The organism is Mycoplasmopsis felis, assembly GCF_034647055.2.
Lineage (GTDB): Bacteria > Bacillota_I > Bacilli_A > Mycoplasmatales > Metamycoplasmataceae > Mycoplasmopsis > Mycoplasmopsis felis.
This window is the reverse complement of the sequence record NZ_CP141047.2, coordinates 268,336-295,098: the sequence shown is the minus strand read 5'-3', so window position 1 is coordinate 295,098 and position 26,763 is coordinate 268,336. Positions and strand designations below refer to the sequence as shown.

Sequence of the window (26,763 nt, the reverse complement as noted above, 5' to 3'; positions counted from 1 at the left end):
TTAGAATTTTCTGCTAAGTATTGATGAACAGTAAATAGTAACAAAATCAAGAGAAACATAAACCTCTTTAGATTTAAAAAGTCATTTAAATACATTAAAAAAAAGCAGAAAAGAAAATTCAAATTAACCTTTTATAAAAATACTAAAATATTTATATTTTAGTATTTTTTGTACATAATTAGCTATTATCTAAATTTAATGAAGAAATCCTTTTATTCTCTTTATAAGATTTTAAGATATTCATAATAATAAATTTCATTTTCATTTGATATAAAAATATGAACACAGTTAAAAACAACAAATAAAAAAATAATTAAATTTCTTGTTGTTAATAGAGAACTATATTCAACTATAGAAGATGTTATAATTAACCTAATTATTCAAGAACTTACTTGTTCAAAATAAACGCACAAGAAACAAATCCATATAAAAATTAAAATGAATCAATAATGGATAAATAAAACAAATTAAATTAAATGATGCATTTTTAAAAGAACAAAATATATAATGATAAACAGATACAATTTAAGATTCTTAAATTCTTAAAAAGCACAAAAGTATAAAATCAAAATAAATATGAAAATCAATAATAAAAGACACATTTGAAAATGTGTCTTTTATTATTGATTTTATAAATGGCGCGCCCGGCAGGAGTCGAACCCGCAACCTTTAGGGCCGTAACCTAACACTCTGTCCAGTTGAGCTACGAGCGCTTTTATAAATATATGGAGGCACTAACGGGATTCGAACCCGCACTCAAGGTTTTGCAGACCCATGCCTTGGCCATTTGGCTATAGTGCCTATGTGAATAATTGCTTTTATATTATAATATCTTTTTTTATTTTTCAAAACTTTTAATATATATTAAAAGTTTGTGATTTTTAATTTTTTTTCTTATAATGTGAAATTTTCCACATTTTTTGACTAATATTTCTTATATTAAGATAAAAATCATTTATATATAAAATAAAATATTAAAATAAAAATATATAAGTAATTTGGAGAGAATATGAAATTAAAGAAAATCAAATATTTATTTTTATTAAGTAGCTCAATAACTATTATTCCTGCAATAGCAATGAGTTGCGATAAAAATGAAGAACCAGGAAATAACACAGGAACAACGGATAAACAAGTTACACCACCAATACCTGAGCCAAATCCGGCACCTACTCCTCAACCACTACCACCAATAAGCCCGGCACCAGGTAATGGTGGTGAAGATAGCAAAACACTTGACAATGATAATCCTACAGTTCATGCAAATGAAAACTTAATTGAAGAAATAAAAACCAATCCATTGCAAAGAGTAGAAGGAATAACAGACCAACAAATTTATGACAAAATATTTTCTAAGTTTACTAATGAAACTAAAATAAGGGGTTTACAAGTTTATAATGTGGATAATAATGTCTTTATTGGTATATCTGGTGGAGGAAATGATGTAGATAATAAACTATTTAAAGCTAAAAAAGATGATTTTTATAATTTGCTCACCGACTGAGATAATAAAGATGAAAAAAATATACAGAAAAGATTTAATCATTCTGAGTGAGATAATGAAAATAAAACATTAATTTTTAGATACAAAATTAAAGGTAATAAAGAAGATCAAGTTTATGAACAAAGATTTACATTGAATGTTGAATTAAAAGAATTTAACCCACCAAAAAAAGAGCAACCTTCTAATACTGAAAAACCGACTACTTCAACTGAAGAACCTAAACCAATAGAAGCACCTGTTGTTGAAAATGCAGATATTAAAGTAAATCCTTTACAAAAAATTACAGAAGTTAGTGATCAAAAAATATATGACAAAATTCAGTCTATGTTAAAATCAAAAAATAATATATTCCCGGGTATACAAAAATACACAGATAAAACTGTGAAGTTTTTCGGAATATTAAGCGGTTCTAATAAAGATGATAATAAACTATTTACATATACAAATCCTGATTTTGATGCAAAAATAATTCCAGCAACAGAAAATACCAAGAAAAATAATAATAGGTTTCCTGAATCAACATGAGACGAAGCAACTAAAACACTAGTATTTAAATATAAAATAAAAGATGACACAGATAACACCATTTATGAACAAAGTTTCAAATTAGAAATACAATCACAACCTGATAACTATGGTAATTCTCGTCAAAATGGCAATGGAGATAATTCAAATACACAACCAACAGAATCTCCGTCAGAAGTTCCTTCTGAATCACCAAGTAACAACATTCATTCAAACGATGCTACAACAAATAAACCAGAAGAACCAACAGATTCAGAAACACCTCCAGCAAATGTTTCTCAACCAAGCAACAATGAACAACCATCAACTCAACCAGAACCTGCTGTGAATCCTGGAGAACCATCTCCTTCACCTACAAAATACACAGCAAGTAATATAAACGAAGCTCTTAGATTAAAAGAAAATGTCACAAATCAAACAATAATAGATCAAATAAATAAAGTCTTGAATAGAAATAATAAAAAAAATAAATTTGAAGGTTTGCAATTATATAAAGTAAATTCAGAAGTATTTTTAGGAATAGCAAATGGGGGAAATAAAGTAGATAATAAATTATTTGAATTAACTGACCCTTCATTAGAAAGCAAATTTAAATATGAAGCAAAACCTAAAAATAAAAGTAGAAACCCTAAAACTTCTTTCCCTAAATCTACATGAGATGAAGCAACTAAAACATTGGTATTTAAATATACTTTAAATGATGGATCAGAACACGAACAAACTTTTAACCTAAATTAATGTAAGAAAACAACAAGAATGAAATCTTGTTGTTTTTATACTTTAATTAAAGAAATAGTTTCAACTGAATCACCTATTAATTGTCTACCCTTTAATTCCTCTAGTTCAAGTAAAACAACAACTTTTTTAACTATAACTCCTTGAGATTCAAGAAGTTTAATAATTGCTTTTGTAGTACCTCCTGTTGCTAAAACATCATCTACTATAACTGCAGTTTGCTGAGGTTTTACAAAATCTTTTTGAATTTCTAGTGAATTAGAACCATATTCTAAATCATATGACATCGAAATAACTGGTCCAGGTAGTTTATTTGGTTTTCTTACCATTATAAATGGTTTTTTTAAAAAAGCAGCAACCGGTGTTCCAAAAAGGAAACCGCGGGCATCTGGACCTACTATAATATCTGCATCATTGCTATATTCGCAAATTTTGTTAATTGTATAATTTAAAGCTTGTCCATTTGCTAAAAGCGGTGAAATATCTTTAAAAATCACTCCTTGTTTTGGGAAATTAGGAACATCTCTTATTAATTGTTTTATATCCATAATAAAATTATAAACTATTATTATTTAAAATTACTTAGTTTATGTTCTTTTGAACATAAACTCTATATTCTAATAAAGAAAAAGAATGATTATATTTTGGTCTTAATAAAATAGAGAATTTATATATGTAAAATTGCACTTTTCATAATATTTTTTCTTGTTTATTCTTTAATTTAATATTTAAATTAATTGTATTTAAAACATTATTTAAATCAAAATTTATAATATTTTGCTTTTTAGAAAAAGTTTTCTTGAATTCTTTTAAATGTAGTTTAAAGGATTCTTTACCTTGTTTTAGGGAATATGTTATTTCATTTATACCTTCAACTAAAACAAAATTAAATTTAGAGTTATATATTAAATTATCAGGATTTAAATCTTTAACATAAATTCTAATTTCTTTAGTTTTATCTGATATAAAATAAAAATAAAGAGATAAATTCATAAAAACAACATTAATTAAAATCACTGTTACTGATAAAAATCCAATTCCTCCAAAGAAAATATATGAAAAAATGTTTTTAACTAATCATACATATCAATTTTCTTTAAAACCTAATGATAACATTAATAAAGCTACTAATGATAATGAATTTATTAATGATATTAAAATTTTACCTGCTAATTGATAATTATAAAAAGAACCAAACTCCGATGGTGTTAAATTAAATATTATATTAAACAAATTGTTAATTGGAGAACTTAAAAAATAGAAAATTACTCAAAATAAAATTATTAAAACAATAAAGAAAGATCATGTATATATAGTAGATACAAAATATTCAAATTTAATTTGTTTTTTAATTTTTGTTTTAAAAAAACTAAACAATAATATTGGAATATACATAAATAAATTTATAAAACCATCAATAATTAATTGATTACTAAATGCAAATAACATATAAAAAACTGTATTTATTAAACCAAAGAAATACCCAAATTTTAAATGTCTAGCAAATGCATATAAAGATAAAATTCCAAAAATACCAGAAAATGCTACAAAGACATTAATAAATTTTATTCAAGTACTTTTGTTAGTTAATCAAACTCAATTATTTCCATCTACATCAAAAATGGATAAGAAGAATAAACTAGAAATATTTAGAATAACATAAAATATTTCTAGTTTAACTTTATGTTTTGATAAGAAACTTAACATTATTTTTTAAATACTTGATTTCTTGATGTGTAATATAATGCTTCTGCTATAGTTGGATGGGTATATATTGATTTTTGTAAATCACTAAATGTAATATTGTGATACATAGCAAATGCAATTTGATTAATTAATATTGATGCACCTTCTAAAAATATAAAACAACCTAATATTTGATCATCTTCTTTTGATACTAGGAATTTAATAAAATATAAATCATTTGCAAAACCTTCAGCATGTGCTCTTGGTAATGATTTACTTGATAAAAGAATTTCATTGAACTCTATATTTTCTTCTTTTAACTGATTAGCATTTTTTCCTACTCCTGCTATTTCTGGATTTAAATAAATAGATCAAGGTACTAAATTAGTGTTTAATAGTTCTTGGTATTTAGTGTTTAAAATATTTCTAGCAATAATATCAGCTGTTTTATAAGCAACTGAAGACAATTGCATTATCCCTGTTACATCACCTAAAGCATATATGTTATCTAAATTTGTTTTCATTTGTGAATTAACTTTAATAAAGTTTTTTTTGTTTAATTCAATATCTAATTCATTAATGCAAGATATATTAGCACTTCTTCCTATAGCAATCAAAACTTTATCAGAAAAAATTTCCAATTCTTGATCTGTTAAGATATTTATAGAATATTGATTAACTCTTAAAATTTTTGAATTTTCTATTATTTTTATTTTCTTATTAGTTAAATATTCTTTAACTTTAGTAGATAATGTTTCATCAAAATTACTCATAAATGACTTATTTGTTATTATTGTAACTTCTGAGTCTAAATTACTATAAAAATTAGCAAACTCAAGTGAAATTGGACCATCTCCAATAATGGTTAATTTTTTTGGTACTTCATTCAATGTTAATCCAGAATCTGAATCAATTAAGTAATTTGATAAATAACCTTCTTTTGAACCAGGTACGTCTAACTCATTGTTTTTAGAACCCGTTGCTATAACTAAATTTTTAAATTTAATATTTTCATCATTCACTGATACAGTATTATCATCAATTACATTTGCAATACCTTTAATTATTTCAACTCCTGAATTAGTTAAATGATTGTGAATTGCATTATTAAGTAATTCTTTGTTTTGTATTCTTCTTTCTTTAATCTTATTAAAGTCAAAACCATTATATTGACTTAATATACCGAATTTATCACTATTTTTTACTGTTTCAATAACTTTAGTGGACTTTAATAATGTTTTAGTTGAAATGCAACCTCTATTTACACAAGTTCCACCTAAATCCTCTTTTTCTATTATTGCTACTTTTAGATTATTATTAGATAAAATACCTGCTAGTGTATACCCACCAGGGCCTGCTCCAATAATTATTACGTCATAAATTTTATCTTCTTTTCTCATAAAAATTATTATATACATTAAAATGAAAAAACGCAAAAATTTATAATTTTTTTGCGTTTTTATAACTTTTTTATTAGACTAAACTTATTATTATAAAAATAATACTTAAAATTAAATAAATAAATAAATTAAAATAAAAAGGATAATTTGACTTAAAAACTTTTTGTTTTGGTTTTTTAATAACTTGTTCTAAATATACTTTTTTTTCTATTTCATTCATTTTTGATAGTTTTTTTTCTAGAGAAATTTTTTGTGATAAACTTTTTTGCTCTTTAAATTTTTCAAAAGTTCGTTCCATAAATCCTCATTTAAATACTAGAATTAATAAAACTAAACAAAAACTAACTACAGAACTAACTAAAAAACTATCAATTAAGTTATTTTTATAGTGTTTTTTTAAAATAATAGACAGGATCAAAAGACCAATGAAAATTAATAAATAAACTAATGAAATTAAATAAAAACGTTTGTTTTGGAATTGGTTTTTTGTTGAATTTATGAATTTAATTCACATAATTATTTAGTTCATTTATCAACTTGTTCTTTAGTTCCATAAACATAATGTTTATTTTCATATACTTCATGAACATAAGGAATATTTGGATATACTTGCTCAGACATATATGAAAGTTCAAACTTAACTTCTTGGAATTTTTCATTTGCATTTGAAATTTTCGGTATTGCTTTAAATAAATTAATTGTATATGGATGAATTGGTTTTTTGTAAATAGATTCAGTATAGCCTGATTCAACTATTTTACCTAAGTGCATAATTTGTACACGATCTGCTATATATTCAATCATTGATAAGTCATGAGCAATAAAAATCATTGCAATATTTTTTTCTTTACATAAATCTTTTAATAAGTTTACAACTTGTGCTTGAATAGAAATATCTAAAGATGCAATTGGTTCATCTGCTACTATAACTTTGGGTTGTGTTATTAAAGCACGAGCTATAACTATCCTTTGACGTTGTCCACCTGAAAATTCATGTGGGTATCTGTATGCAAATTGTTTTAATAATCCAACATCTTCTAAACTTTTATATATAGTTGTTCTTGTTAAAAGATTTTTGATTTCTCTTAATCTATATCACTTAGTTAAACAATTTAAATATGGTCTTATTTTTAGATTTTTAACTCATAAATCATATTTAGAAATACCTAAAAAGACATATATATTACTTAAGTCTTTATTTAAATATTTAGATTCAATATCAAAAGCTTTAATACTATTTAACTTGTCTTTTACATTTGATTTATAAACTTTTAAATCAACATTATATTGAGATAATTTATTTTCTAATTTTAAAATAGATTTTTTTATCTTTTCATTAGTAGAATTATTTTTTAATTCAATTTTTTTGTCTTTAATTAACTCTTTAGTTTTTTGAATCCCATTTTGTTTAAAATACTTAATGAACTCTTTATGCTTTTCAAAAAACTTAACTAATAATGCTTTATTATTTTCATTTAATTCTTTTGATAATACTTCCTGGTTATATATTTCTTTATTTAAGGATTCAATTCTTAAATTATAATCATTAACATAATGCTCTAACTCTTTTTTTCAATTATCATGTGCAGTTTGATAATTTTGTTGTGCTTGCTTGAAATTATCAATATTTTTGACTGGTTTTTTGAAAAACTCTATAAAAGTTTTCTTAAAGTTTCTGGTAAATGTTTGTACCGAATGCTTTCTTTGATCTTTATATAATTTAGTAAATTCTTTGGATTTTATTATATAGTTGTCTATATTCACTATAAATTTGGTTTTAATTAAAGTTTCTATATGTTTTTTATATTCATTTAATGATTTAAATGATAAAACTTCTATGTTTAATTCCTCTAAAAAGAATTTTAATGAAGCGCTTTCTATTTCTTTAATTAAACTTTGTAAATCTTCAAATTTTAAGTACAATAAATTTCTTTTTTGTTTTTTAAAGAATACAGCAGTATATTTGTTCAATAAATATAACTTTAATTTGTAAGCATAAAAATCTACATAAGGAGATGTATAAGCTTCATTTTTTAATAATTTAGCTTCATTTTTTAATTCAGCATATAAGTTATTTATTGAATTTAGTGAGTTAAAATATTCTTCTTTTCATTGAGAATAAACTGAATATAAAGTTTTAAAGTCTTGCTTTGTTGTTTCTTTATATTCATAATATTTTGATGTATGTTTTAATAAATCTTTTTGTTTTTTTAATTCACTTTTTGCATTTTTTAATTGTAGTTCATCAAAATCAATTTCACTATTTCTAAAATGATTTTGACTATCATTATATAAACTAATTAATTTTTCTGTATTTTTATACAGTGAGTTAATTATTTTTGAATTATTTTTGCTTTTTTCTTCTAAATAAGAAAAATAATGATTAAACTTATCTTCAAAACTTGATTCTTCTTTTTCAAAGTCAATTTCTAAAAGATACTTATTTCACTTTTCAACAAAAGGTTCCATTAAAGAATTTGCTATTTTAAGGTTTTCTAACTTCAATGATAAAGCAGATTCTAAAAATGTAAAATGAAAATTATCTTGAACTTGGTATCAATCTTTTTTAATGTCTTTAATTTGGTTAGTAATTATTTTATTTACTACTAAACTCTCTTTCAAGATAGAGAAAACTGTATTTTGACCATTTAGTGCTGCCATTGGGTCTTGGAAAATCATTTGAATATTTTTTCTCATAAATTTATTAGTTTTACGAGAAATCTTTTTACCAGAAATTAACTTTCCATCTAGTCTAACAAAACCATTATAATCATCGTATAATCTTAATAATGATCTTCCTATTGTTGTTTTACCTGAACCTGATTCACCGATTAAACCAACAATTTCACCTTCTTTTAGGTCAAAAGAAACATCATCAACTGCTTTATTAATAATATTTTTATTAACAAAAAACTTTTTTAAATTGTTAATTTCTAAAATAGTTTTTTTACTCATCTTTAAATACCTTTCTAAAGTTTTCTAAACGTTTTGTTAATTCTGGTGAAAGTTCAAATTTTGGTGCATCTGGATGTAATAATCAAGTTGCAGCAGCATGGGTATTTGATATTTCAAATAATGGTGGTTCTTTAATAAAATCGATTTCTAATGCATAATCATTCCTTGGTGCAAAAGCATCTCCGAGTGGTAAATTATTCATATCAGGTGGAGTTCCTTTGATTGAATACAATCTATCTTCTTTATTTTCGGGTATAGCTGAAATTAAAGCTCATGTATAAGGATGTTGTGGATTGGTGAAAATATCTTTCTTTGTTCCTCTTTCTACTATTTTTCCTGCATACATTACATATATATATTCACAAAACTTAGCAACTACTGAAATATTGTGGCTAATTAAAACAATTGCAATATTTAATTTAGTTCTAATTTCTTCAAATAAAGCTAAAACTGATGCTTGAACAGTAGGATCTAATGCTGTAGTTGGTTCATCTGCAATTATTAAACTCGGTTTTAAAGCAACAACCATAGTAATAACTATACGTTGTTTCATACCACCACTTAATGTGTGTGGGTACATATCAAAAACACTTTCAGGATTTCTAATTCCAAATTGTTCTAATAAACTAACTAAGTATTTTCTTTTTTCTTGATAAGTTTTTTTATTTCAATCTTCATTTTTATTTAAAGCATCCAATAATTGTTTTCCTATTTTACGAGTAGGGTTTAAAGATGTTAATGGATCTTGGGGAATATAACCTATTTTATGTCCTCTGACTGTTTGTCAAAATCTATTTGATTTTTTATCTGTTAAATCAATACCATCAATTTCCATTTTTTCTGCTGAAACAACCGCATTTTCATTAATGTTTAAAAATGATTTTGATGTAACAGATTTTCCTGATCCTGATTCACCTACTATTCCTATTATTTCTCCTTTGTGAATTGTTAAATCTATTCCACGAACAATTGTAATGAATTTATTATAACCAGATTTAAAACTAACTTTTAAGTCTTTTACTACTAGTAATTCTTCTTTAGACATAATGACTCCTATTTAGTTTTAATTACTTTCGGATCTAAAGCATCATGAACACCTAAAGCTATAAAGTGTAATGATACAGAGATAGAAAGTAATATTAATGATGGTAATAATAAAATTCAAAAGTTAGAACCTGCTTCAGAAGAAGCAGCAGATATGATTTGTCCTAAGTTAATATCTTTGTTTGTTTTGAAGAAACCTAAGAAAGCAAGTGATGAAATAGATAGAATAATTGAAGGAATACTTGAAACATATGAAGTTGCAATTTTACCTATAATACCTGGTAGAGCATGTTTGTATATCAATCTAGCTTTTGAAGCACCAACTGATTTAGAAGCAGTAATAAATTCTGAATCTTTAACTGTTATAATAAATAATCTGGTTCTTGCAACAAAACCAACTCAACCTACAAAAATCATTGAGAATGCTAATGTAGTGTCTGTAGTTCCAAACAATGAAACAAATAATAATAATCACACAAGAGTAGGGGGAGCAGAGAAAATATCAATTAATCTCATTATGATTGTATCAATTCATGTTCCAACATGAAAACCTAAATATGAACCAATAGCAACACCAATTAAAGTTTGGAATGTTGCAATAATTATTGCTAGTCTAATTGCTTTTCATGTTCCTACTCAAGATTGAGTTCATATATCAATTCCTGATTTAGAAGTTCCTAAAAAGGTATTTAAATTTAATTGAGGATTGCTTTGTAATGCTTCATTATAGAAAACTTGATATTCAGAATGTGTTAACCCTTGAGGTATTTGTGAGTTAACAAAAACTAAGAAGATGCTATGATGTGTATATCATTTGTAAGGATTAAATAATAAATTAACATTCCCGTTTATTGTTTCTGTTTTAATTATGTTTTGTTCATTTAACAATTTTCCAAAAAAACCTGAAAATTGATTTTCATCAAAGTATACTGAAGTAACGTTTCTAAATGTTGTATTACTTAAAACATCAGAAACATAAACAAATTCTTTTCATTTAGTTGGTAAAGCACCTGTGTATTCAGAAGAAGTTGGTAAATATTCACCTTTTTTATTTGCTATTAAATTCAAACCAACAGTATTTGAGACATTAATATTTGTATCATATGGTGAAGCAGAAGTTACAAATAATGAAGTTGATAAAACAAAAATAAAGACAACTAAAAACAATATAGCAACTCAGTTTTTGAAAAATCTTTTAAAAATTTCTAAAAGGAGTTTTTTAGGTTTCCCGGCAACATTAGTAAATGTGTTGCTATTGATAACCTGTTCAAAAGGATTATCAATACCTTTAAATGACAGTTTATATTTTTTATTAAATTCTTTAGATGTCATTAGTTGCTCCTTTATGTTTTAATAATTGAAATTCTTTATTTCTTAATATTTGATTTTTTCACACTAGTATGAAAATTGATGGTTTAGTTGAATATTTTATTCTAGGATCTAAGAATGTATATGAAACATCAACTAAAATTGTTGTAAAGACACCTAATAATGTAAAGAAGAATGTGTTAAACATAATAATGTTTATTTCGCCATTAGGGAAAGATTGAGCAATTATTTGTGATGTTCCTGGTACTCTTCAATATGATTCTATAACGATTCCTCCACTTAATAATCCAATATATGATGGAATTAATAAAGCAGCAAGTGGGATCGAAATATTTCTTAAGACATATTTAAAGAAAATTTCAACTGTTCCTAGTCCTTTTGATTTTGCTATCAAAACATAATTTGAAGTCAAAACTGAAATTACTTGATTTCTTGTAAATGTTATATAACCTGATAAAGAACCTAAGACTATAATAGAAATAGGTGGAATTCAAGAAGTTATAATTTGATTAGTTGTATATTTAGAATCATCTGGAAGTATAAAGTTTGGTGTAACGTTTGCACTTAATAAAATAGTTATTAAAATAGGTGCTATAACAAATGATGGTAGAGCAATAAAGAATAAAGCAAATACATTTATTGATGCATCTATTCAAGTACCTCTTTTATAACCTGATAAAATTCCTAAGAAAATACCTAGAATTGCACTTATAATAAAAGCTGGCACTGTGATTATCACAGAAAATCTAAGAAATTTAAAGAACATATGAGGGATGCTTGTTACTCCTAATTGACTAAATAATTTGTCATCAAAAGGTAAACCAAAAGGTTGTTCCTTATTTGTAAATAAATCATTTAATCAATATCCAAATCTTATGACTGGACTTAATTTATAAGTTAACCATTGATCTTTATATTCATTATATTGACCTTTTCATGATAAGGGCAAGAAGTGATAGTCAACTGACTTTTCAAATAATGTCCTTAATTTGCTAGCTGTATTTTGAGAAGATCCATTATTATTCCCTGATAAATCAGTAGCTTGTTTTAAAAATGGATTTTCTGTAAAATAAGCTGTTAGTAAAAAGACAACTATAACAATAATTAATAAAGTCAAAATAGCAAACCCAATACGTTGAAGAATATATTTTAACATATAATTATTTCCTTTTTATTTTTTAATAATAAACAATTAACTTAATAGTTAATTGTTTATATTTTTTATTTACCCAATACAACTTGGTATGATCTCATGTTTTCTGCTTTATCTAAGATAGCAGGTCTTACAAAGTTAGGATTTACTAAACTTTGTGTGAATGGTTCTTTTAAAGTTCCATATAGACCTAAGAATACACCAATAAGGTTTCTTGTTTCTTGTATTAAGTTTAATCAATCTAGTTTAGTTAATGGACCGCCAGTTTTTGATGCTTCAGTACCTAAATATAATCAGAATTTTCCTGTTATTTCACCTGCTGGTCTGTATTGTTTTTTCTCTTCTTCAGAAAGTTGAACTAATCTCTGATTAGTTTCTGTTATTTTACTATTTGAATTGAATGACGGATTTAATTTATATTCATTTATGAAATTGTAAAATTCTTGTTCATATTCATTTCCTAATTTATTTCACTCTGTTTCTGGGATTGATCATTGAACATTATGTTTTGTGATGTATTCTTTAAATAGTCCTGCTACTTTAACAAGTGTAGGATAAGCAGGTGTTAAAGCATTTTTATATTCTTCATCATTGTTAATTAATGATAAAACTTGAATTAAATTAGATTGATAGAATGAAAGACCATCAAAACCACCTGCTGTTAAATTAAAATCATATCCTCAACCTGAACGTCTAAATGGTATTGTACTATTGAAGTAATAATTAATAAATGGTCCTCTTTGTGTTTCAAATCTATAATGAACTTTCAATCTTGGATCAAGAGCGTTTAAGACTTTAACTTGTTCTTCGTGCGCAGTTTTATAGTTAGGATTATAGTTTGAAAAAATTGACATTGATGTAAATTCCACTGTATTTCCAACATTTGTATTTTCGGCAAAGAATTTATCTAATAATGCTTTCATTCTCTTTTGTAATTCTGGGAATGCATCTGATTTATATACATCAGCAGATTGTTTATTAACTGAGTTAGATTCAGTTGGATCTAATTCTGTTCCTATATTACCACCTAAATCAACTTTTTGGTTTGATTCAGAATCAACAACAAATAATGTATTTACTTTAACATAGTTAGGTCTTAATGCGTTATTTTCAACTGTTCTATCTTCTTCATTATCAGTTATTTTAACATCTTGAGCAAAACCATTTATTCATGGTAAAGCATCATTTGGTTTAACAAGTTCTTCAGCAACTTTAGATCAGTTAACTGCTGCACTTAAAATTTGTTTAAATTCTTGTCCCATTCCTGAAGTAGAAGCTTTTAAGGTGTTTTTTGCAGTTCCTTTTTTAATTTCCTCTAATGAAGTTCCTCATACAAGTTTTGCATAAGCTTCATTAACAAATTCTTCTTCATTATCTGATTTTTGTTTAGTTGGAACTAGTTCTGGGAATACCAATCCGGTACTTCCATCTTCATTTCTTGTTTGAACATTTTCTAGACCATAGTTTACTCTATCATTTTGAACAGTATGTTTGTTACTTTCTGATAATGATGAATATGATAACGAAGCAATTGAACCTGCTTTAAATTGGTTAAATTGTAGTTGTGAGAATGCACTTGGATCTAATTCAGAATTGAAATATTTGACATTAAATGATTCAATAGTTCTTGGGTTTTCTACATAAGATTTATCAAAATAATGAGTATTTAATTTATATGAATCTGTTGTTGTATCAGCATTATAACCTGCTGCATAATATTTACCACTAAATAATGAAGAATCTGAACTTAAACCGTATCAATAAATTCCCGCTTCTCTTGCTAAACTTGAAACATTTTTAACTTTATTTAAAATATCTGTTTTGTCTGCTTGAGTTAAATCAGATGAATCTTTGTAAAAGTCAGGATATTGATTAGTTGTTGAAACTTCTTGAATATATTCATATGGTGCTGGAGAAAAATCATAAGAACCATAAACTACACCGGTTAACAATTGTTTGAATCCAGAAGATTCGTTTTCATTTTTTCTTTCTAATGTAAAGTATTCTCCTGTACTGTTTCTAATTACACTTTGTTCTTTATTTAGGATTTTATCTAAATTAACATTGTATAAATCATATAAATATTTATTACCTCATGCCTTATTTTCTTTGAAGTGATTTGTACCATCTACTGCATATTTTTGATTTGCTAATTTATCTAATTCTGCACTTCCTCCATTATTTATTCTATAAGATGAATCATCAGATAAATAAGTTCTTAAGATTCCTAGATAGAAATCTTCTGGCACAACTTTATATGATGTTTTTTCACCTTTTGAATTTACTCAGAAATTATTTTTTCTTATTCTGAACGCTACTTTTGTTGCTTTTAATAAATCTTCACTAAATTGTGGGTTATTGATTGAACGAGGGTTTTGGCTCTTTAATTCAACTAAAGAAGTTGAATATGTTCCATCTGCTTCATCAGGTTTTACTAATAATTCTGCTGAGTCACTGTCATAAACTTTTTCTGTTCCATCTATAGTTAAAACAATTGCATCTGCTAATTGTAATGACCATCTTGAAACTGATGGTTTGTTAATTTTTCTTGTTGTCACTTTTTCTAGATTTTTCGATGGATCTAAAGTCACATTTTCTACAATTTCTGGTCTTCCATAATATTCTTTTTCGATTAATTGACCTATTACATTATCACTTTCTCGACCTGAATAACTACCAGTAGAATATGACGAATCATAATAACTTCTTAATGGTGAATATTTAATATTAACTTGAGTTTCATAAATATAGTTAAATGCATTTATGTTAAATGTATTTGATAAGTTATTATTGAATTTAATTTTTGGTAAAACAATATTTTTAAGTTCTTCTGTTGTTTGATATTTTGATGTATCTAGTGTTTGACCTGGTTGTAATTCAACGAATGAATATTCAACTTCTGCTTTTTCTCTTCTTGTTTTTTCTCCTGTTCCACAAGAAACAACTGTAGAAAGACCTGCTACTACAGATAATACAGTTCCTAATAATAATAATTTTCTTCTTTTCATAATTTTCCTTTATTTTATTTTAAATATTTTCTTTCCTAGTTTTAATCATTCTTGTATTAATTCTTTAATGAATGTAAAACCATCTTCATAAAATTGATTATCTTCTAAATCAACTCCTACTTTTTTTAGAATGTTAATTGGATAATCACTTCCTCCTGCACTTAAAAAGTTGTTAATATAGTTTTTTAAAGCAGTTTCTCCTTCTGTTTTATATTTTTTAAAGAAATATATTCCTACTAAATGTCCTATAGCATATTTATAAACATAAAATCCATAATAATAGTGAGGAACATAAATACTTTGTATTGTGTTCAGTATTGAATATTTTTGATTTGTTAATGAGTATTTTGAGTTGTTTTGATGGTAAACTTTTGAAATAGAATCATAACTGCTTGAAACTTGTCCACTAGCAATACCTTGATATAAATCATATTCGTAGTTTGCTCAATTAACTTGTTTTAAAACAGTTCCAATAAATCCTTGAATCATTGAATCTAAAATCTTAAATTTGAACTTGTCGTCTTTAGAATTTTTTAATAAGTAATCAGATAACATTAATTCATTGTATATAGATGCTATTTCTGCTAAAAAGATTGGATATTGAGAACCTTGTAAATCTTGATTTTTATCTGAAAAATAAGAATGCATCGAATGACCTAATTCATGGACTAAGGTTTCAACACTTCTTAAGGTACCTTCAAAATTCATTAAAATGTATTTTTTATTAATTCCATAAGTACCACCAATGCTATATGCTCCACTACGCTTAGTTTTAGTGCTCATATAATCAATTCAATTTTCATTGATTGCTTTATTTACTTGTTCATAATACTCGTGTCCAAAAGGTTTCAATGATTCTTTTGCTAATTCATTCATTTCTGATACTGTGTAATTAGTTTTTACATTAACTAATTCTCTAGCTGAATCTCATATTTTTTTATCTTTTTTAAATTTTATTTTATAAAACTTATCATTTCATTTTTTGTAAGTTTTTAAAATGATCCTGCTTTGAGATACTTTTTCAAACAATTTTAATAATATAGCATCTGAAACTTTATCTTTTGATGTTAGCATATTCACTGCAGATTTATATTTTCTTATTTCTGCTTCTGTTGTAAGTGATTTAAAGTGTTGGTATAAGAGTTCTGCAAATGTGTCTTTGTGAGATATATATGCATTTCAATACTTCGTATAAGCTTGCTTTCTTATTTCTTCATCAACATTTTTAAGCAATTGATGGTAGTTTGTTGGATTTAATTTAATTTTTTTTCCGCTCTTAGTTGTTATAATTCCATAATCTAGTTCACTATTGCTTAGAATACTAAAAATTTTATGTGGATCAGGTTGTCCTATAGATGTTTTTATTAAATACTCTTCAATATTATCATCTAATTTATGTTCAAAATCTAAAATTTGATCTTCTATATGTCTTTTATATGAAAGTAATCTTGGATCATTTTTTCAGATTTTCATTTTTTCTATATTTGCAAAAAATCTGTTTTCTTCTGAACCGAATCGCTTGTCTAATTCATGATTTAGAAAATCAAAATCATTATCTATTTTTTTATAAACAGGATTAATTAAATCTGTATTTAAATTATTAGAAATATAATTGTGAATTTTAAAAGATAAAATGGTTTCTTTTTCTGATAAATCAATATCAGCTAAATATTCTTCAATTGAATTATATTTTGAATCTTTAATTTTAATTCTTTGTTCTTTAATACTTTTAAATTCCTCTATTAAAGAATCAATTTCCTTACCTTTTAAAATATCATCTAAATCAAATTTATATTGTTTTGGAATATCTTTATAACTTGAAAATTGTTTTGCTTTCATATACCTCCTAATAAAAAAATCTTGTAGATGTATAAATCTACAAGATTTTATAAATTATTATTTTATTAAAACTAAAACATAAGATATAAAATTGTAAATCTATAGCACCAATGGTTTTACCAAAGAGTAGAAATCTTTTATGTTTTTCTACCAATCAAAATAATTGCCATTATTTTGATTTCGGCTTTTATACCCTTTCATTAACTTTCTTTGTATGCCTACTCCTGTTAATTACTAATGTTAAAAGCTCCTCTATAGTTATACATAACAGATTTCTTTGTCTAAGTAATCTGTTATTTTTTTAACTCAACAGATTAAGACTAAAAATTACGGTTGATGGTATTAAACATTCAAGCGTTATTAATAATATTAATCATAATAATAAATTGAGTTCTGTTTTTCATAAAGTTAATTATAACAAGAAAAAATAAAAACAAAAAAATTATTTAAACAAAAAAATTACAATTATTAAGTTCTATTTTAGAACCTTAATTAAAAAAAGTATATAATTATTATAGAAAGCCGAGGTACATAATAATGTATAAATATAAAGCCAAATTAATATCAAGTAGTGAAATCATTGCTAAGGCTAATTCTTTACAAGAATTAGAAGGTTTAATTAAAGGATTCCGTCGTGGTCAAAAACACGGTGTTCACACACAAGGTAATGAAAAAATTGAAATCATTCATGTTGAAAGAGATCATTTAAAAGGTGAACACTATTCAAAAGAAGTTGTAATTAAAATTGTTTAAAAATTAAAATAAAAGTACTGACAGTACTTTTATTTTAATTTCTTTTAGAGTAAAATTATTTTATGGGATTTTTTAAAAATTTAATAAATAAGGTATTAAAAAAAGAAGTAAAAACAGTTGAAGAAAAACAACTACTTATAGATAGTCAAAAAGAACAAGAAATTCTGAATAGTGATAAATTTAAAAAATACGAAAAAGGTCTTTCAGGAAGTTCTTCATTCGGGAAACAATTATTAGAATTACAAAATAAACACATTCAAATAAATGAAGAATTTTTTGAAGAATTAGAAGAATTATTAATTATGTCTGATATCAATATGAATCTTGTTGATGTTATGATACAAAAAATAAAAAAAGAAGTAAAAACAAATAATATTGATGATCCTAAACTTATTGGTGAAATAGTTGCAGACCAGATGATTTTAATTTATGCTAATAATAGTATTACTAATACTAATTTAAATTATCAAGATAACAGATTAAATGTTTTTATATTTGTAGGTGTTAATGGTTCTGGAAAAACTACTTCTATTGCAAAAATAGCTAATAAATATATCAAAGAAGGTAAAAAAGTTTTAATTGCAGCAGGAGATACATTTAGAGCGGGTGCTGTAAACCAATTAGGTATTTGAGCAAAGAGAATAGGTGCACAAATTATTAAACCAGATAAAGATGGCGAAGACCCTTCATCAGTGGTTTTTAAATCATTAACTAAAGCAAAAGAAGAAAATTTTGATTTGCTAATTATTGATACAGCTGGAAGATTACAGAATAAAGTTAATTTAATGAACGAATTAAATAAAATGGTTAGTATTATACAAAGATTCGAACCTACAGCTCCACATGAATCTTTATTAGTTTTAGATGCAACAACAGGACAAAATGGTTTATCACAAGCTAAATCATTTAAAGAAATAGCAAATTTAACTGGAATTATATTAACTAAAATGGACGGAACTTCTAAAGGTGGGATAGTTTTATCTATTAAAGATGAATTTGAATTAGGTGTTAAATATGTTGGTTTAGGTGAATCATTAGATGATTTACAAGAATTTGACTTAGAACTATTTGTTTATCAACTAACTAAGGATTTAATTAATGAATAATAAATTAGAATATTTAGCAAAATATCAAAATTTGTTTGAAAAATATAAAAACTTATTAACACAAAATCAATTACAAGTTTTTGAATTGTATTTTTATAAGGATTTATCATATGGAGAAATAGCAGAAATTATAGCAACAACAAGAACTGCTGTTTATGATACTGTAAAGAAAACACTTAAAAAGTTAGATTTATTAAATTCAAAAATAAATTTATAATTTTATTTTGTAAAAAATAAAAATAGTGTATTATATTACTAGTGCCAATAGCAAGAGGGATCACCTGATACCATTCCGAACTCAGTAGTTAAGCCTCTTTACGCCGACGATAGCCTAAAGGTGAAAATAGGAAGGTGCTTTTTTTTATATCCTTTTCACTTATATAAAACTAAAAAGTTTATTTTTTAAATAAAAACAATAAAAAAAATAACTTTTTAGTTTTTTATTATATAATTTAATTATCTATGAAAGGATTATTATGTTAAAAGAATTAAATAAAGAACAAGTATTACAAGAAATTCAAACTGGAAAACCAAAATTATTAGTTTTTTATGCACAATGATGTGGACCATGTAGAATGTATAAATCTTCATTAGAAGAAATTGCATCTAAGGATGGACTTGATGTTTTAAGAGTAGATATTGATGCTCATAAGGAATTTGCAGGTGAAGCGGGAGTACAATCAATACCTTTTTCACAAGTTTATAATAATGGAAAACTTGTAAAACAATTTACTGGTTTTAAACCATATGAAGTTCTTAAACAAGATGTACAAGAAATATTAAAATAATCACTTTAGAAAGTGATTATTTTTTATATGGTGCCGACAACTGGACTTGAACCAGCGACCCCTTCCTTACCATGGAAGTGCTCTGCCTGCTGAGCTATGACGGCAATTAATTTAATTATATCATAAATATTTTAATATAATTAAATTAATGAAAGTGATTTGGCTATATATAAAAATAATTTTTAAAACTATCTTTTTTCATATTTTTAATGCTTCACAAATTTCACATAATAATATCAAGATGAGTGAATTCAGTAAGAAGGATTTAATAGATAATAGCACAGTTATAGAAGATGATAAAAAATAATTTTTATTCGACTCATATTAATATCCTATTAATAAGATTAATATTAAAAAAACATATACTATAATCATAGGTTAACTTTGTTAGTATATGTTTTTTTAATTTAAATTATTAATTATGCTAATTCAACTGGTTCACTATTTTGATCTTGATATTGAACTTTATAACCTAAACTTCTTAATTGTTCATATAAGTTATTTTCACCACTAGGAACATAAATATTTGTAGTTTCTTTAGTGAAAGCACCATTTGAATATGCTATTAATGTTGAAAGGTTTGCTATTCCATCACCATCTAATTTGTGTCCTGGAATTCTAGGATTAATTTTAATATTCTTTGTATTATTTCCGTTTGAAAATACTATTTTACTTCTTGGTGTTCCGAACCCTTTATCTAGAATATATGCAAATTGAGCTTTATTTAAGTTATCTGTATCTGTTTCTCAAGTGCTTGATTCATTGTATAAAGCAATACGTTTTAACTTACGTAAGTTAACACCCTTACCTTTTTTAGAATCTCAGAATTCCATGTTTTTGAGACCTTTTGCTTGAGGTACTCTAGTTAAATCTATTCCAATTGGATAACTGTTTCCACCTTCATTGTGATCTGGGTTTAGACCTGGTCCAAATCCACCTTGGAAAATACGTTCATTATTTCTTACATAATATGCCATTCTTAAACCTAAGTTAATTCTAGTCATATCAGTTTCAGAAATTCAGTCAGATGCTTCAAATCCTAAACTGTCAAATGTTATACGTGAATAAATTCTATCATATGGACTATAACTACCTGAAACGTTGTAATCGGCCATATTAACATAAGCAGTTTTCTTTAAAGCTCATGGATTAATACTTCATTGTTCAACTAGTGAGTTTTGTGAAGTATAAAGACCTAATTCATCAATTTCTTTTTCTTCTAAAGCAATTAATGAACCGGTGTTAAAGCTTTCAAAGAATAGTTCAAGCAACGGTAATTTTTGTGGTAGTGCTGCTAGCACATCTTTTAACTCTTGACTTGCTCCTGAACGACCAATGTTTTTAATTCTATAACCTGTAATTTCTTTATTGTTTGCTTGTAATTTCTTAATAAAGTCAATTGATTTTTGATATCCGCTTGCATTAGAAACGTCAATTGAAACTAAATATCCATCTTTTGTCTTACTTGGGTTATTAGGTTGTTTAGTTAATTTTTCAACCTTGATTCCATCTGCAGAACCAACATTATATTCAGAAGAAAACTCATTTGTTACATCAGTTTTATTTCAACCTGGATATTCACCTTTTTCTATGTTTCCACTAGGTCTATTTCATTGTGAATCGCTTCCGAATACACGTTTTTCTAAGTTATTTCTTTTTATTTCAGTTACTACTGAATTAAATATTGGTGATACTGAATATGAGTTTAATTTTCCGTCTTTATCTACATAAATATTATCATTATCAGAATCGATATAAAAACCTTTATCTAAATCACGTTTTAATGTATCTGATAAATCTGTAAATTTATTTGGGTCAATATGCATAGCAATTCATAAATGACCTACTTTTAAATATTCTTTTCCATAACCTCTAACTGGAGGTATATATTCAAAAGTTTCTGGTTTATTAAATCATTCTTCATATTTATTTTGAAATTCATCAAGCATAAATTGTTTTGCATTACCTGCTTCAATTAATGCTCTATATTTATCAAATAATTTTAAAATAATATTTAAATCACTAGGACTTCTGTCTAAGTAATCTTGTAGTTCATCATGTCCTGCAACTTGATAATGTTGATTGTAAAATTGTGTAACTACTCCACTTTTACCAAAGAAAGTATTTTGAAATTTATTAAGTGCTGTTTTACCATTGTTTATAGAGTTTGTTATATTTTCTGCTGATGGTGTTACAGAAATAACATTTGGTGTTAGTTGAGCAATATAATCAATTCTATTAGTTATTCCTGCTTCTCTATCACTTTGATGTATTACTCTAGGCGGTTGTTCTTGATATACTACGTCTATTTTACCAACTGCTGTATCAATTGGTTTTGAAACAATGTCAGGTTCTTTTTTTTCTGGTGGTTTTGGAGTTGGTAATGGTGTTGGTTTTGGTTCAACTATTTTTGGTGGTTCTGGTTTTTCAATTACTTTAGGTGGTTCTGGTTTATCAGGAAGAATATTTGGAGGATTAATGATTTTGGCAGGTGGATTAGGTTTTTCAATTACCTTAGGAGGTTCTGGTTTAACTGGTAAATTAAAATCAGTTGATGCAATATTGGAATTACTTGTATCTACTCTATCATTATTAATTAATAAAGGTGAAATTTCTTTAACATTAAAATCAGTTCCTTTAGGAGTATCACTTGATAAGTGAGTTGTTATACCAACAAAAACAGCTCCTAAAGGTATGACTGCTAATGAACCTAATATATATTTGCTATGTCTTTTCATATTTCTCCTATTTATTTGCTGTAAATTGGTATTTTGTAGGAATAGTATCTAAACCATCCTTGAATAGTCATGTTCTTTTGTTTGGATATAAAGATTTAATGGTTTCTCTAAATGATTTTGCTTGGTCTTTTCCACCACCATAAACAACATCATATTGAGGTAAGTTATAACCATTAAATAAGTTTTCAAAATCAAATCCTTGACTTCTAATAGCTAAACCTGAAGTTAATACTTGTTGTAAGTATGCTGTTGTTACAAGACCAACTAATTCATTTCTTTGATTTCTAACAGATGACCCAGAAGCACCACCACCTGGAGCATATCCTTTATACAAGTATGCCAATCCACTTTGGTAATATGGTTTTCCATCATCATTTGATACATATGTTTTACCAACAACAGGAGCGCTTAAAAATCTATCATAAACTCCATGTTTTTCTTTAAATGTTCTTAATATTACTGAATGAGAAAGATGATTTCCTCTCTCTAATCTTTTTCTTTTTTCTTGATCTTGAGGAATTGCTGATTTATAAAGGTTATAATCTGCATTTGTTCATAATGAGAATGTGTTTTTTGCATTCTTAAGGGCATATGCATCTTCATATTGATCTAAGTAAAAATCTAAAAATCCATTTGAACTTGTTGCAGGATATGAAACACCATATAATTGATCATATTCTTCAAATGGTTTTTTATCCTTTTGATTTTTAATAATTGGAACATCTATTTTATCGTGTGAACTTAAATAATCATATGTAGGAAGTGATAACTTTTTATTTTCTGGTAAATTAGCATAATCATTTGTTACATATTGAGCAAATTCTTCTGGTGTACTTTTACCATATAGTTCATTAGAACCACTTAATTTTGAAAAGTCTACTTCAAATATTGCAATATCTAAGAATTCTTTTGTTGTATTGCTTTTATCTGTAGAAAAACTATTTGGATCTCAATTGAAGAAATCTCTTCCATCCATAATTCTCTTGAATGCTTTTTTAGGTAATGAAAAAGTATTTATTTTATCTTCTAAAAAGTTTACTTTTAGTGTACTAAATAATGATGGGTATTGTTTATCCAATCTTGTTAATCCAAAACCAGATATATTATTTTCATCAAAACCATCTACAACGTGATAATTAGTGGCAAAATAAAATTTTGTTGGATATTTACCATTTTCTGCTAATTCATAATCTAATATAAAACTTGTTCCATTTCCATTTACTTGATTTCTACTTGAATTTTCTAAGTTTGTAAAGTTTTCTGCTTTATCAATTTGTCTTAAAACAATTTGTTTTGTACTTTCACTTAATGTATTATTTGTATTAACGCGTTGTTTTAATTTTTCACGTTGATTTTTAACATACTCTGTATAAATGACAGCTGCTTTTTCTTGGTCGTTATTATTTTGTTTAACAAGTTCTTCTCATATTTGCGTTCTATATCTTTCTAAAACACCATGAGAACTATCTGGTTTTATTTTTTCTAAGATTTCTTGTTTTTTCTGTTCATCTGTTATTTTATTTGCTAATAATTTTAAATCTTCATCATTTTTTAATAACTGAGCAATTGTATTTCTTTCTGATTCATTATCAGAATATAATCATCTATTGAATGAAGTTTGAAATGTTTGCTGAGCAATATTAACATAATGTTCATTTGTTAATGTTCTTGCTAAACCTACATTTTTATATTGATCTTTTCCATATCAATCAACCCATGAATTTAATGTACTGTTACTTGTTTTTTTAATGTTTAAACCAACTAAATTATTTCCGGTTGTATCGTATTCAGGTACTGTTCAACCTAAATCATTCATTGTATCATAATCAGGAAGACCTAATTTTTTTGCTTTTTCATTAAATTCTTGTTTTTTAGTTAAATTAATATTTGTAGGTCTTGCATATTGTTGTGATTTGATACTAGATATTAATGCTTTAATATCTTTTTCATATTTTTCTAAATTACTTGAATTAAAATAATTAACTTCTTCATTTGCGCTAGGCCTTGAATTTGGATTTTGAAGTTTAGGTGTATTATCTACTTTAAAGCCTCTTAATGTAAAAAATTGATTTATATCATCATTGTCATTAAAATTCATAAATAATGTTATTTCATTATTATTTTCAGAATGATTTAAAACTCTAAACTTTAATCTTGGTTCTTTTGCAGTTATAGTTAAATATTCATCAATATTCTCTAGATATTCTTGTGCTGTTTTTGAATTAAAAGGGTATCTTGTTGAATAATCAAAAAGAGTATTGAAATCTTTATTTTTTATAAATTCTTTTGTTTCATTATCATTAAAGTAATTAATAGTAACAGTTGTATCTGTTCCATTTGTACTTCCATTTCCATTAGCAGGTGGAATTGGATTTTCACTTCCTTGTTTGTCTAATGGTTTAGAACCTTCTGGAGGTGTTGGGTTTTGAGGTGTTTCGCTCCCTGGTTTAGAAGGTTGTTTATCATTGCAACTTGCTGCTATTAGTAATGGTGACATCACTGTTAAACCTGTAAGTAAAAATTTAATTTTTTGATATTTTTTCATTTTAAATTCTCCTTTTGGTTACAATAACCTAATTTACCTCTAAATTATACTCTTATAAAGGTATATAACAATCAGTAGGAAAAAGACAATAAAAGCATTAAAAAATACTGAAAAATTAACTTTTATTACTATATTTAAGATATTTTTATAAGTTAGAAAATTTAAATAAAGTTGTTCAAAAAAAAAAAAAAAACACTTATATGAATTTTAATTAAGTGTTTTTTAGTTTTTTTTAATAAGTTCTTTTTTGTGGTTTTGTAGAAGAATTTAATAAACATAAATATACTTAAAATATATTTTATTTGTTATTAATTAAATGATTAATTAATATAATCTTTTATAAATTTTATTATAAGAATTATGAAATTTAAATGGTTAATTATTTAAATCAATTAGATTATACAAACATTTTTTGCAATAATGCTTCTTTAATTTGTTTGAGTTTGTTGAGTTTGGAATTGTAAAGATTGATTAGGGTATCAATCTTACTAAAGAAATCTCCGATTTTTTGTTGTTCAGAAAAATTTCTTGATATTAATATTATATTATCTTTTAACTGATTTGAATTCATACTTGGGATACCAGCTTGATTAAAAGAAAAATTAATTTGACTAACTGAAAGATTTAGAAAGTTAATATTCATGTTTTTATTATATGGTAATAGAGTTTTTAATCTTATTATAGGGGTGAAAAACATTTTTCTAACAACCGGGAAACCAATAGTACCAATTGAAGAAATTGTTATTGCTTCTGTGTTTATTGAATAATTGTCAGAAAAACCTCATATCGCATTAGCTTCTTGTCCATTTGAATATATAGGGTATTTATACATACCTACTGGATGTTTTGAGTTTTTATAGTTTTTAGGTGGTTCACCACCAGTAATAACTTTAAAAATATCATCCAATTTTTCCTCTTTTCACTCTCCTTCAAATCCTTTAAATCTTATTCTAGGTGTTTTTGAATTACCTTCCGGGAACATTTTTTGTAAGAGAGTTTCTTTAATTTGTTTGAGTTTGTTGAGTTTAGTTTGTTCGAGGGTGATTAGATTATCGATATTTTCTATAAGAATAGATATTTTTTCTTGCTCAAGTTTATTTTTAGAAAAATTGATTAACACTTCATGAAGAACATTTATCATTAATTTAGGATTTCCAGCTTTTATCACATGTTTTTTTACTTTAACATTTATTTCATGTGCAAAATATGAACTTGGTTTTATGCTTGTTTTTTGGAGCATAACACCACAAACATTTGTAGCATAAAATAAACCATCTCTGTATAAAACTGTTCCAGCATTTGCTCCATCTGTTGTTCAGGTTATACTATTTTTAAATAAAAAATTATTATAAAAGCCCAAAAGACCGTTATTTAATGTTTGAGAAGAAAAGACTGGATAAATATATTTACCCATCTTTTTACTTCTAATTTTGCGTTGAGATAAAACCTCGCCTCTTGTTAATTCAAAAACTTCTCCTATGTTACCTTGCTCTCACTCTTCACTAAACCCTTTGAATCTAACAGATGGAACTAAAACTTTTTTCATAATTACCTTTAATTTTTAAATTATATTAAATTTAATTATCAAATTAATATTATTTATTGAAATTGAATAATTTAAAATTCATTTCAATTAAGGATATAAACAAAAATAG

The 26,763-nt window shown here is 25.4% G+C and carries 19 protein-coding genes, 3 tRNA genes, 1 rRNA gene and 1 riboswitch; of the genes, 7 read left to right on the top strand and 16 right to left on the bottom strand.

Annotated elements, in window-relative coordinates; all coding sequences use genetic code 4:
• Positions 1-636 precede the first annotated feature (636 nt).
• Together RRG59_RS01335 and RRG59_RS01330 are read right to left on the bottom strand one after the other, a co-directional pair.
• A tRNA-Arg gene (locus RRG59_RS01335) sits at positions 637-713 on the bottom strand.
• Positions 714-726: 13 nt separating this feature from the next.
• Positions 727-801, bottom strand: a tRNA-Cys gene (locus RRG59_RS01330).
• 208 nt (positions 802-1,009) lie between these two features.
• Here RRG59_RS01330 and RRG59_RS01325 point away from each other — a divergent pair.
• Positions 1,010-2,767: a hypothetical protein gene (locus RRG59_RS01325; protein WP_322902587.1), complete on the top strand. Its 1,758-nt coding sequence runs from the start codon at positions 1,010-1,012 to the stop codon at positions 2,765-2,767.
• 35 nt (positions 2,768-2,802) lie between these two features.
• Here RRG59_RS01325 and RRG59_RS01320 read toward each other — a convergent pair whose 3' ends face one another.
• The 10 genes from RRG59_RS01320 to pepF form a co-directional block, all read right to left on the bottom strand.
• Positions 2,803-3,312 carry an adenine phosphoribosyltransferase gene (locus tag RRG59_RS01320; RefSeq protein WP_036430752.1) on the bottom strand — a complete coding sequence of 170 codons (510 nt, stop codon included), beginning with the start codon at positions 3,310-3,312 and terminating at the stop codon, positions 2,803-2,805.
• Between the two features lie 34 nt (positions 3,313-3,346).
• Positions 3,347-4,471, bottom strand: coding sequence for a nicotinamide mononucleotide transporter family protein (locus RRG59_RS01315; RefSeq protein WP_322902585.1), 1,125 nt, complete (start codon positions 4,469-4,471; stop codon positions 3,347-3,349).
• Positions 4,471-5,850: a dihydrolipoyl dehydrogenase gene (locus RRG59_RS01310; protein WP_322902584.1), complete on the bottom strand. Its 1,380-nt coding sequence runs from the start codon at positions 5,848-5,850 to the stop codon at positions 4,471-4,473. The genes RRG59_RS01315 and RRG59_RS01310 overlap by 1 nt, the downstream gene beginning before the upstream one ends.
• Positions 5,851-5,923: 73 nt before the next feature.
• On the bottom strand, positions 5,924-6,364 hold the full coding sequence (locus RRG59_RS01305) for a hypothetical protein (protein WP_322902583.1): 441 nt from the start codon (positions 6,362-6,364) through the stop codon (positions 5,924-5,926).
• A 2-nt stretch (positions 6,365-6,366) separates the two neighbouring features.
• Positions 6,367-8,805, bottom strand: a complete 2,439-nt coding sequence (locus tag RRG59_RS01300) for an ATP-binding cassette domain-containing protein (protein ID WP_322902582.1) — start codon at positions 8,803-8,805, stop codon at positions 6,367-6,369.
• Positions 8,798-9,850 carry an ABC transporter ATP-binding protein gene (locus RRG59_RS01295; RefSeq protein WP_322902580.1) on the bottom strand — a complete coding sequence of 351 codons (1,053 nt, stop codon included), beginning with the start codon at positions 9,848-9,850 and terminating at the stop codon, positions 8,798-8,800. The genes RRG59_RS01300 and RRG59_RS01295 overlap by 8 nt, the downstream gene beginning before the upstream one ends.
• Positions 9,851-9,858: 8 nt before the next feature.
• Positions 9,859-11,181, bottom strand: a complete 1,323-nt coding sequence (locus RRG59_RS01290) for an ABC transporter permease (protein ID WP_322902579.1) — start codon at positions 11,179-11,181, stop codon at positions 9,859-9,861.
• Complete coding sequence (locus RRG59_RS01285; protein WP_322902578.1) at positions 11,171-12,334, bottom strand: ABC transporter permease; 1,164 nt, start codon at positions 12,332-12,334, stop codon at positions 11,171-11,173. The genes RRG59_RS01290 and RRG59_RS01285 overlap by 11 nt, the downstream gene beginning before the upstream one ends.
• Before the next feature lie 65 nt (positions 12,335-12,399).
• Positions 12,400-15,339: an OppA family ABC transporter substrate-binding lipoprotein gene (locus RRG59_RS01280; RefSeq protein ID WP_322902577.1), complete on the bottom strand. Its 2,940-nt coding sequence runs from the start codon at positions 15,337-15,339 to the stop codon at positions 12,400-12,402.
• A 9-nt stretch (positions 15,340-15,348) separates the two neighbouring features.
• The gene (pepF, locus tag RRG59_RS01275) at positions 15,349-17,178 is read right to left on the bottom strand and encodes an oligoendopeptidase F (protein ID WP_322902576.1); all 1,830 of its coding nucleotides are present in this window, start codon (positions 17,176-17,178) and stop codon (positions 15,349-15,351) included.
• Between the two features lie 94 nt (positions 17,179-17,272).
• Positions 17,273-17,441: riboswitch (Lysine riboswitch) on the bottom strand.
• Between the two features lie 274 nt (positions 17,442-17,715).
• Between pepF and RRG59_RS01270 the strand changes: the two genes are divergently transcribed.
• From RRG59_RS01270 to RRG59_RS01250, 5 genes are all read left to right on the top strand, one after another.
• A complete protein-coding gene (locus RRG59_RS01270; RefSeq protein ID WP_036430781.1) occupies positions 17,716-17,931 on the top strand; it encodes an MAG6790 family protein in 216 nt (71 codons plus the stop codon).
• Positions 17,932-17,993: 62 nt separating this feature from the next.
• On the top strand, positions 17,994-19,037 hold the full coding sequence (gene ftsY / locus RRG59_RS01265; RefSeq protein WP_322902574.1) for a signal recognition particle-docking protein FtsY: 1,044 nt from the start codon (positions 17,994-17,996) through the stop codon (positions 19,035-19,037).
• Entirely contained in the window at positions 19,030-19,254 is a 225-nt protein-coding gene (locus RRG59_RS01260; protein WP_322902572.1) for a sigma factor-like helix-turn-helix DNA-binding protein, read from the top strand. Before ftsY ends, RRG59_RS01260 begins: the two co-directional genes overlap by 8 nt.
• Before the next feature lie 37 nt (positions 19,255-19,291).
• Positions 19,292-19,397 (top strand): 5S ribosomal RNA (rrf, locus tag RRG59_RS01255).
• A 116-nt stretch (positions 19,398-19,513) separates the two neighbouring features.
• Complete coding sequence (locus RRG59_RS01250; protein WP_161552927.1) at positions 19,514-19,825, top strand: thioredoxin family protein; 312 nt, start codon at positions 19,514-19,516, stop codon at positions 19,823-19,825.
• 28 nt (positions 19,826-19,853) lie between these two features.
• On the opposite strand, the gene RRG59_RS01245 is transcribed toward RRG59_RS01250, so the two are convergent.
• A tRNA-Thr gene (locus RRG59_RS01245) sits at positions 19,854-19,929 on the bottom strand.
• A gap of 44 nt (positions 19,930-19,973) precedes the next feature.
• Here RRG59_RS01245 and RRG59_RS01240 point away from each other — a divergent pair.
• Entirely contained in the window at positions 19,974-20,132 is a 159-nt protein-coding gene (locus tag RRG59_RS01240; protein ID WP_322902571.1) for a hypothetical protein, read from the top strand.
• A 112-nt stretch (positions 20,133-20,244) separates the two neighbouring features.
• On the opposite strand, the gene RRG59_RS01235 is transcribed toward RRG59_RS01240, so the two are convergent.
• The 3 genes from RRG59_RS01235 to RRG59_RS01225 all read right to left on the bottom strand — a co-directional run bounded on the left by RRG59_RS01235 (position 20,245) and on the right by RRG59_RS01225 (position 26,654).
• A complete protein-coding gene (locus tag RRG59_RS01235; protein ID WP_322902570.1) occupies positions 20,245-22,563 on the bottom strand; it encodes a putative immunoglobulin-blocking virulence protein in 2,319 nt (772 codons plus the stop codon).
• Positions 22,564-22,570: 7 nt separating this feature from the next.
• Positions 22,571-25,108 (bottom strand): Ig-specific serine endopeptidase MIP, encoded by a 2,538-nt coding sequence (gene mip, locus RRG59_RS01230; protein ID WP_322902568.1) that lies wholly within the window; start codon positions 25,106-25,108, stop codon positions 22,571-22,573.
• Positions 25,109-25,505: 397 nt separating this feature from the next.
• Entirely contained in the window at positions 25,506-26,654 is a 1,149-nt protein-coding gene (locus tag RRG59_RS01225) for a restriction endonuclease subunit S (protein ID WP_322902566.1), read from the bottom strand.
• Between the last annotated feature and the right edge of the window lie 109 nt (positions 26,655-26,763).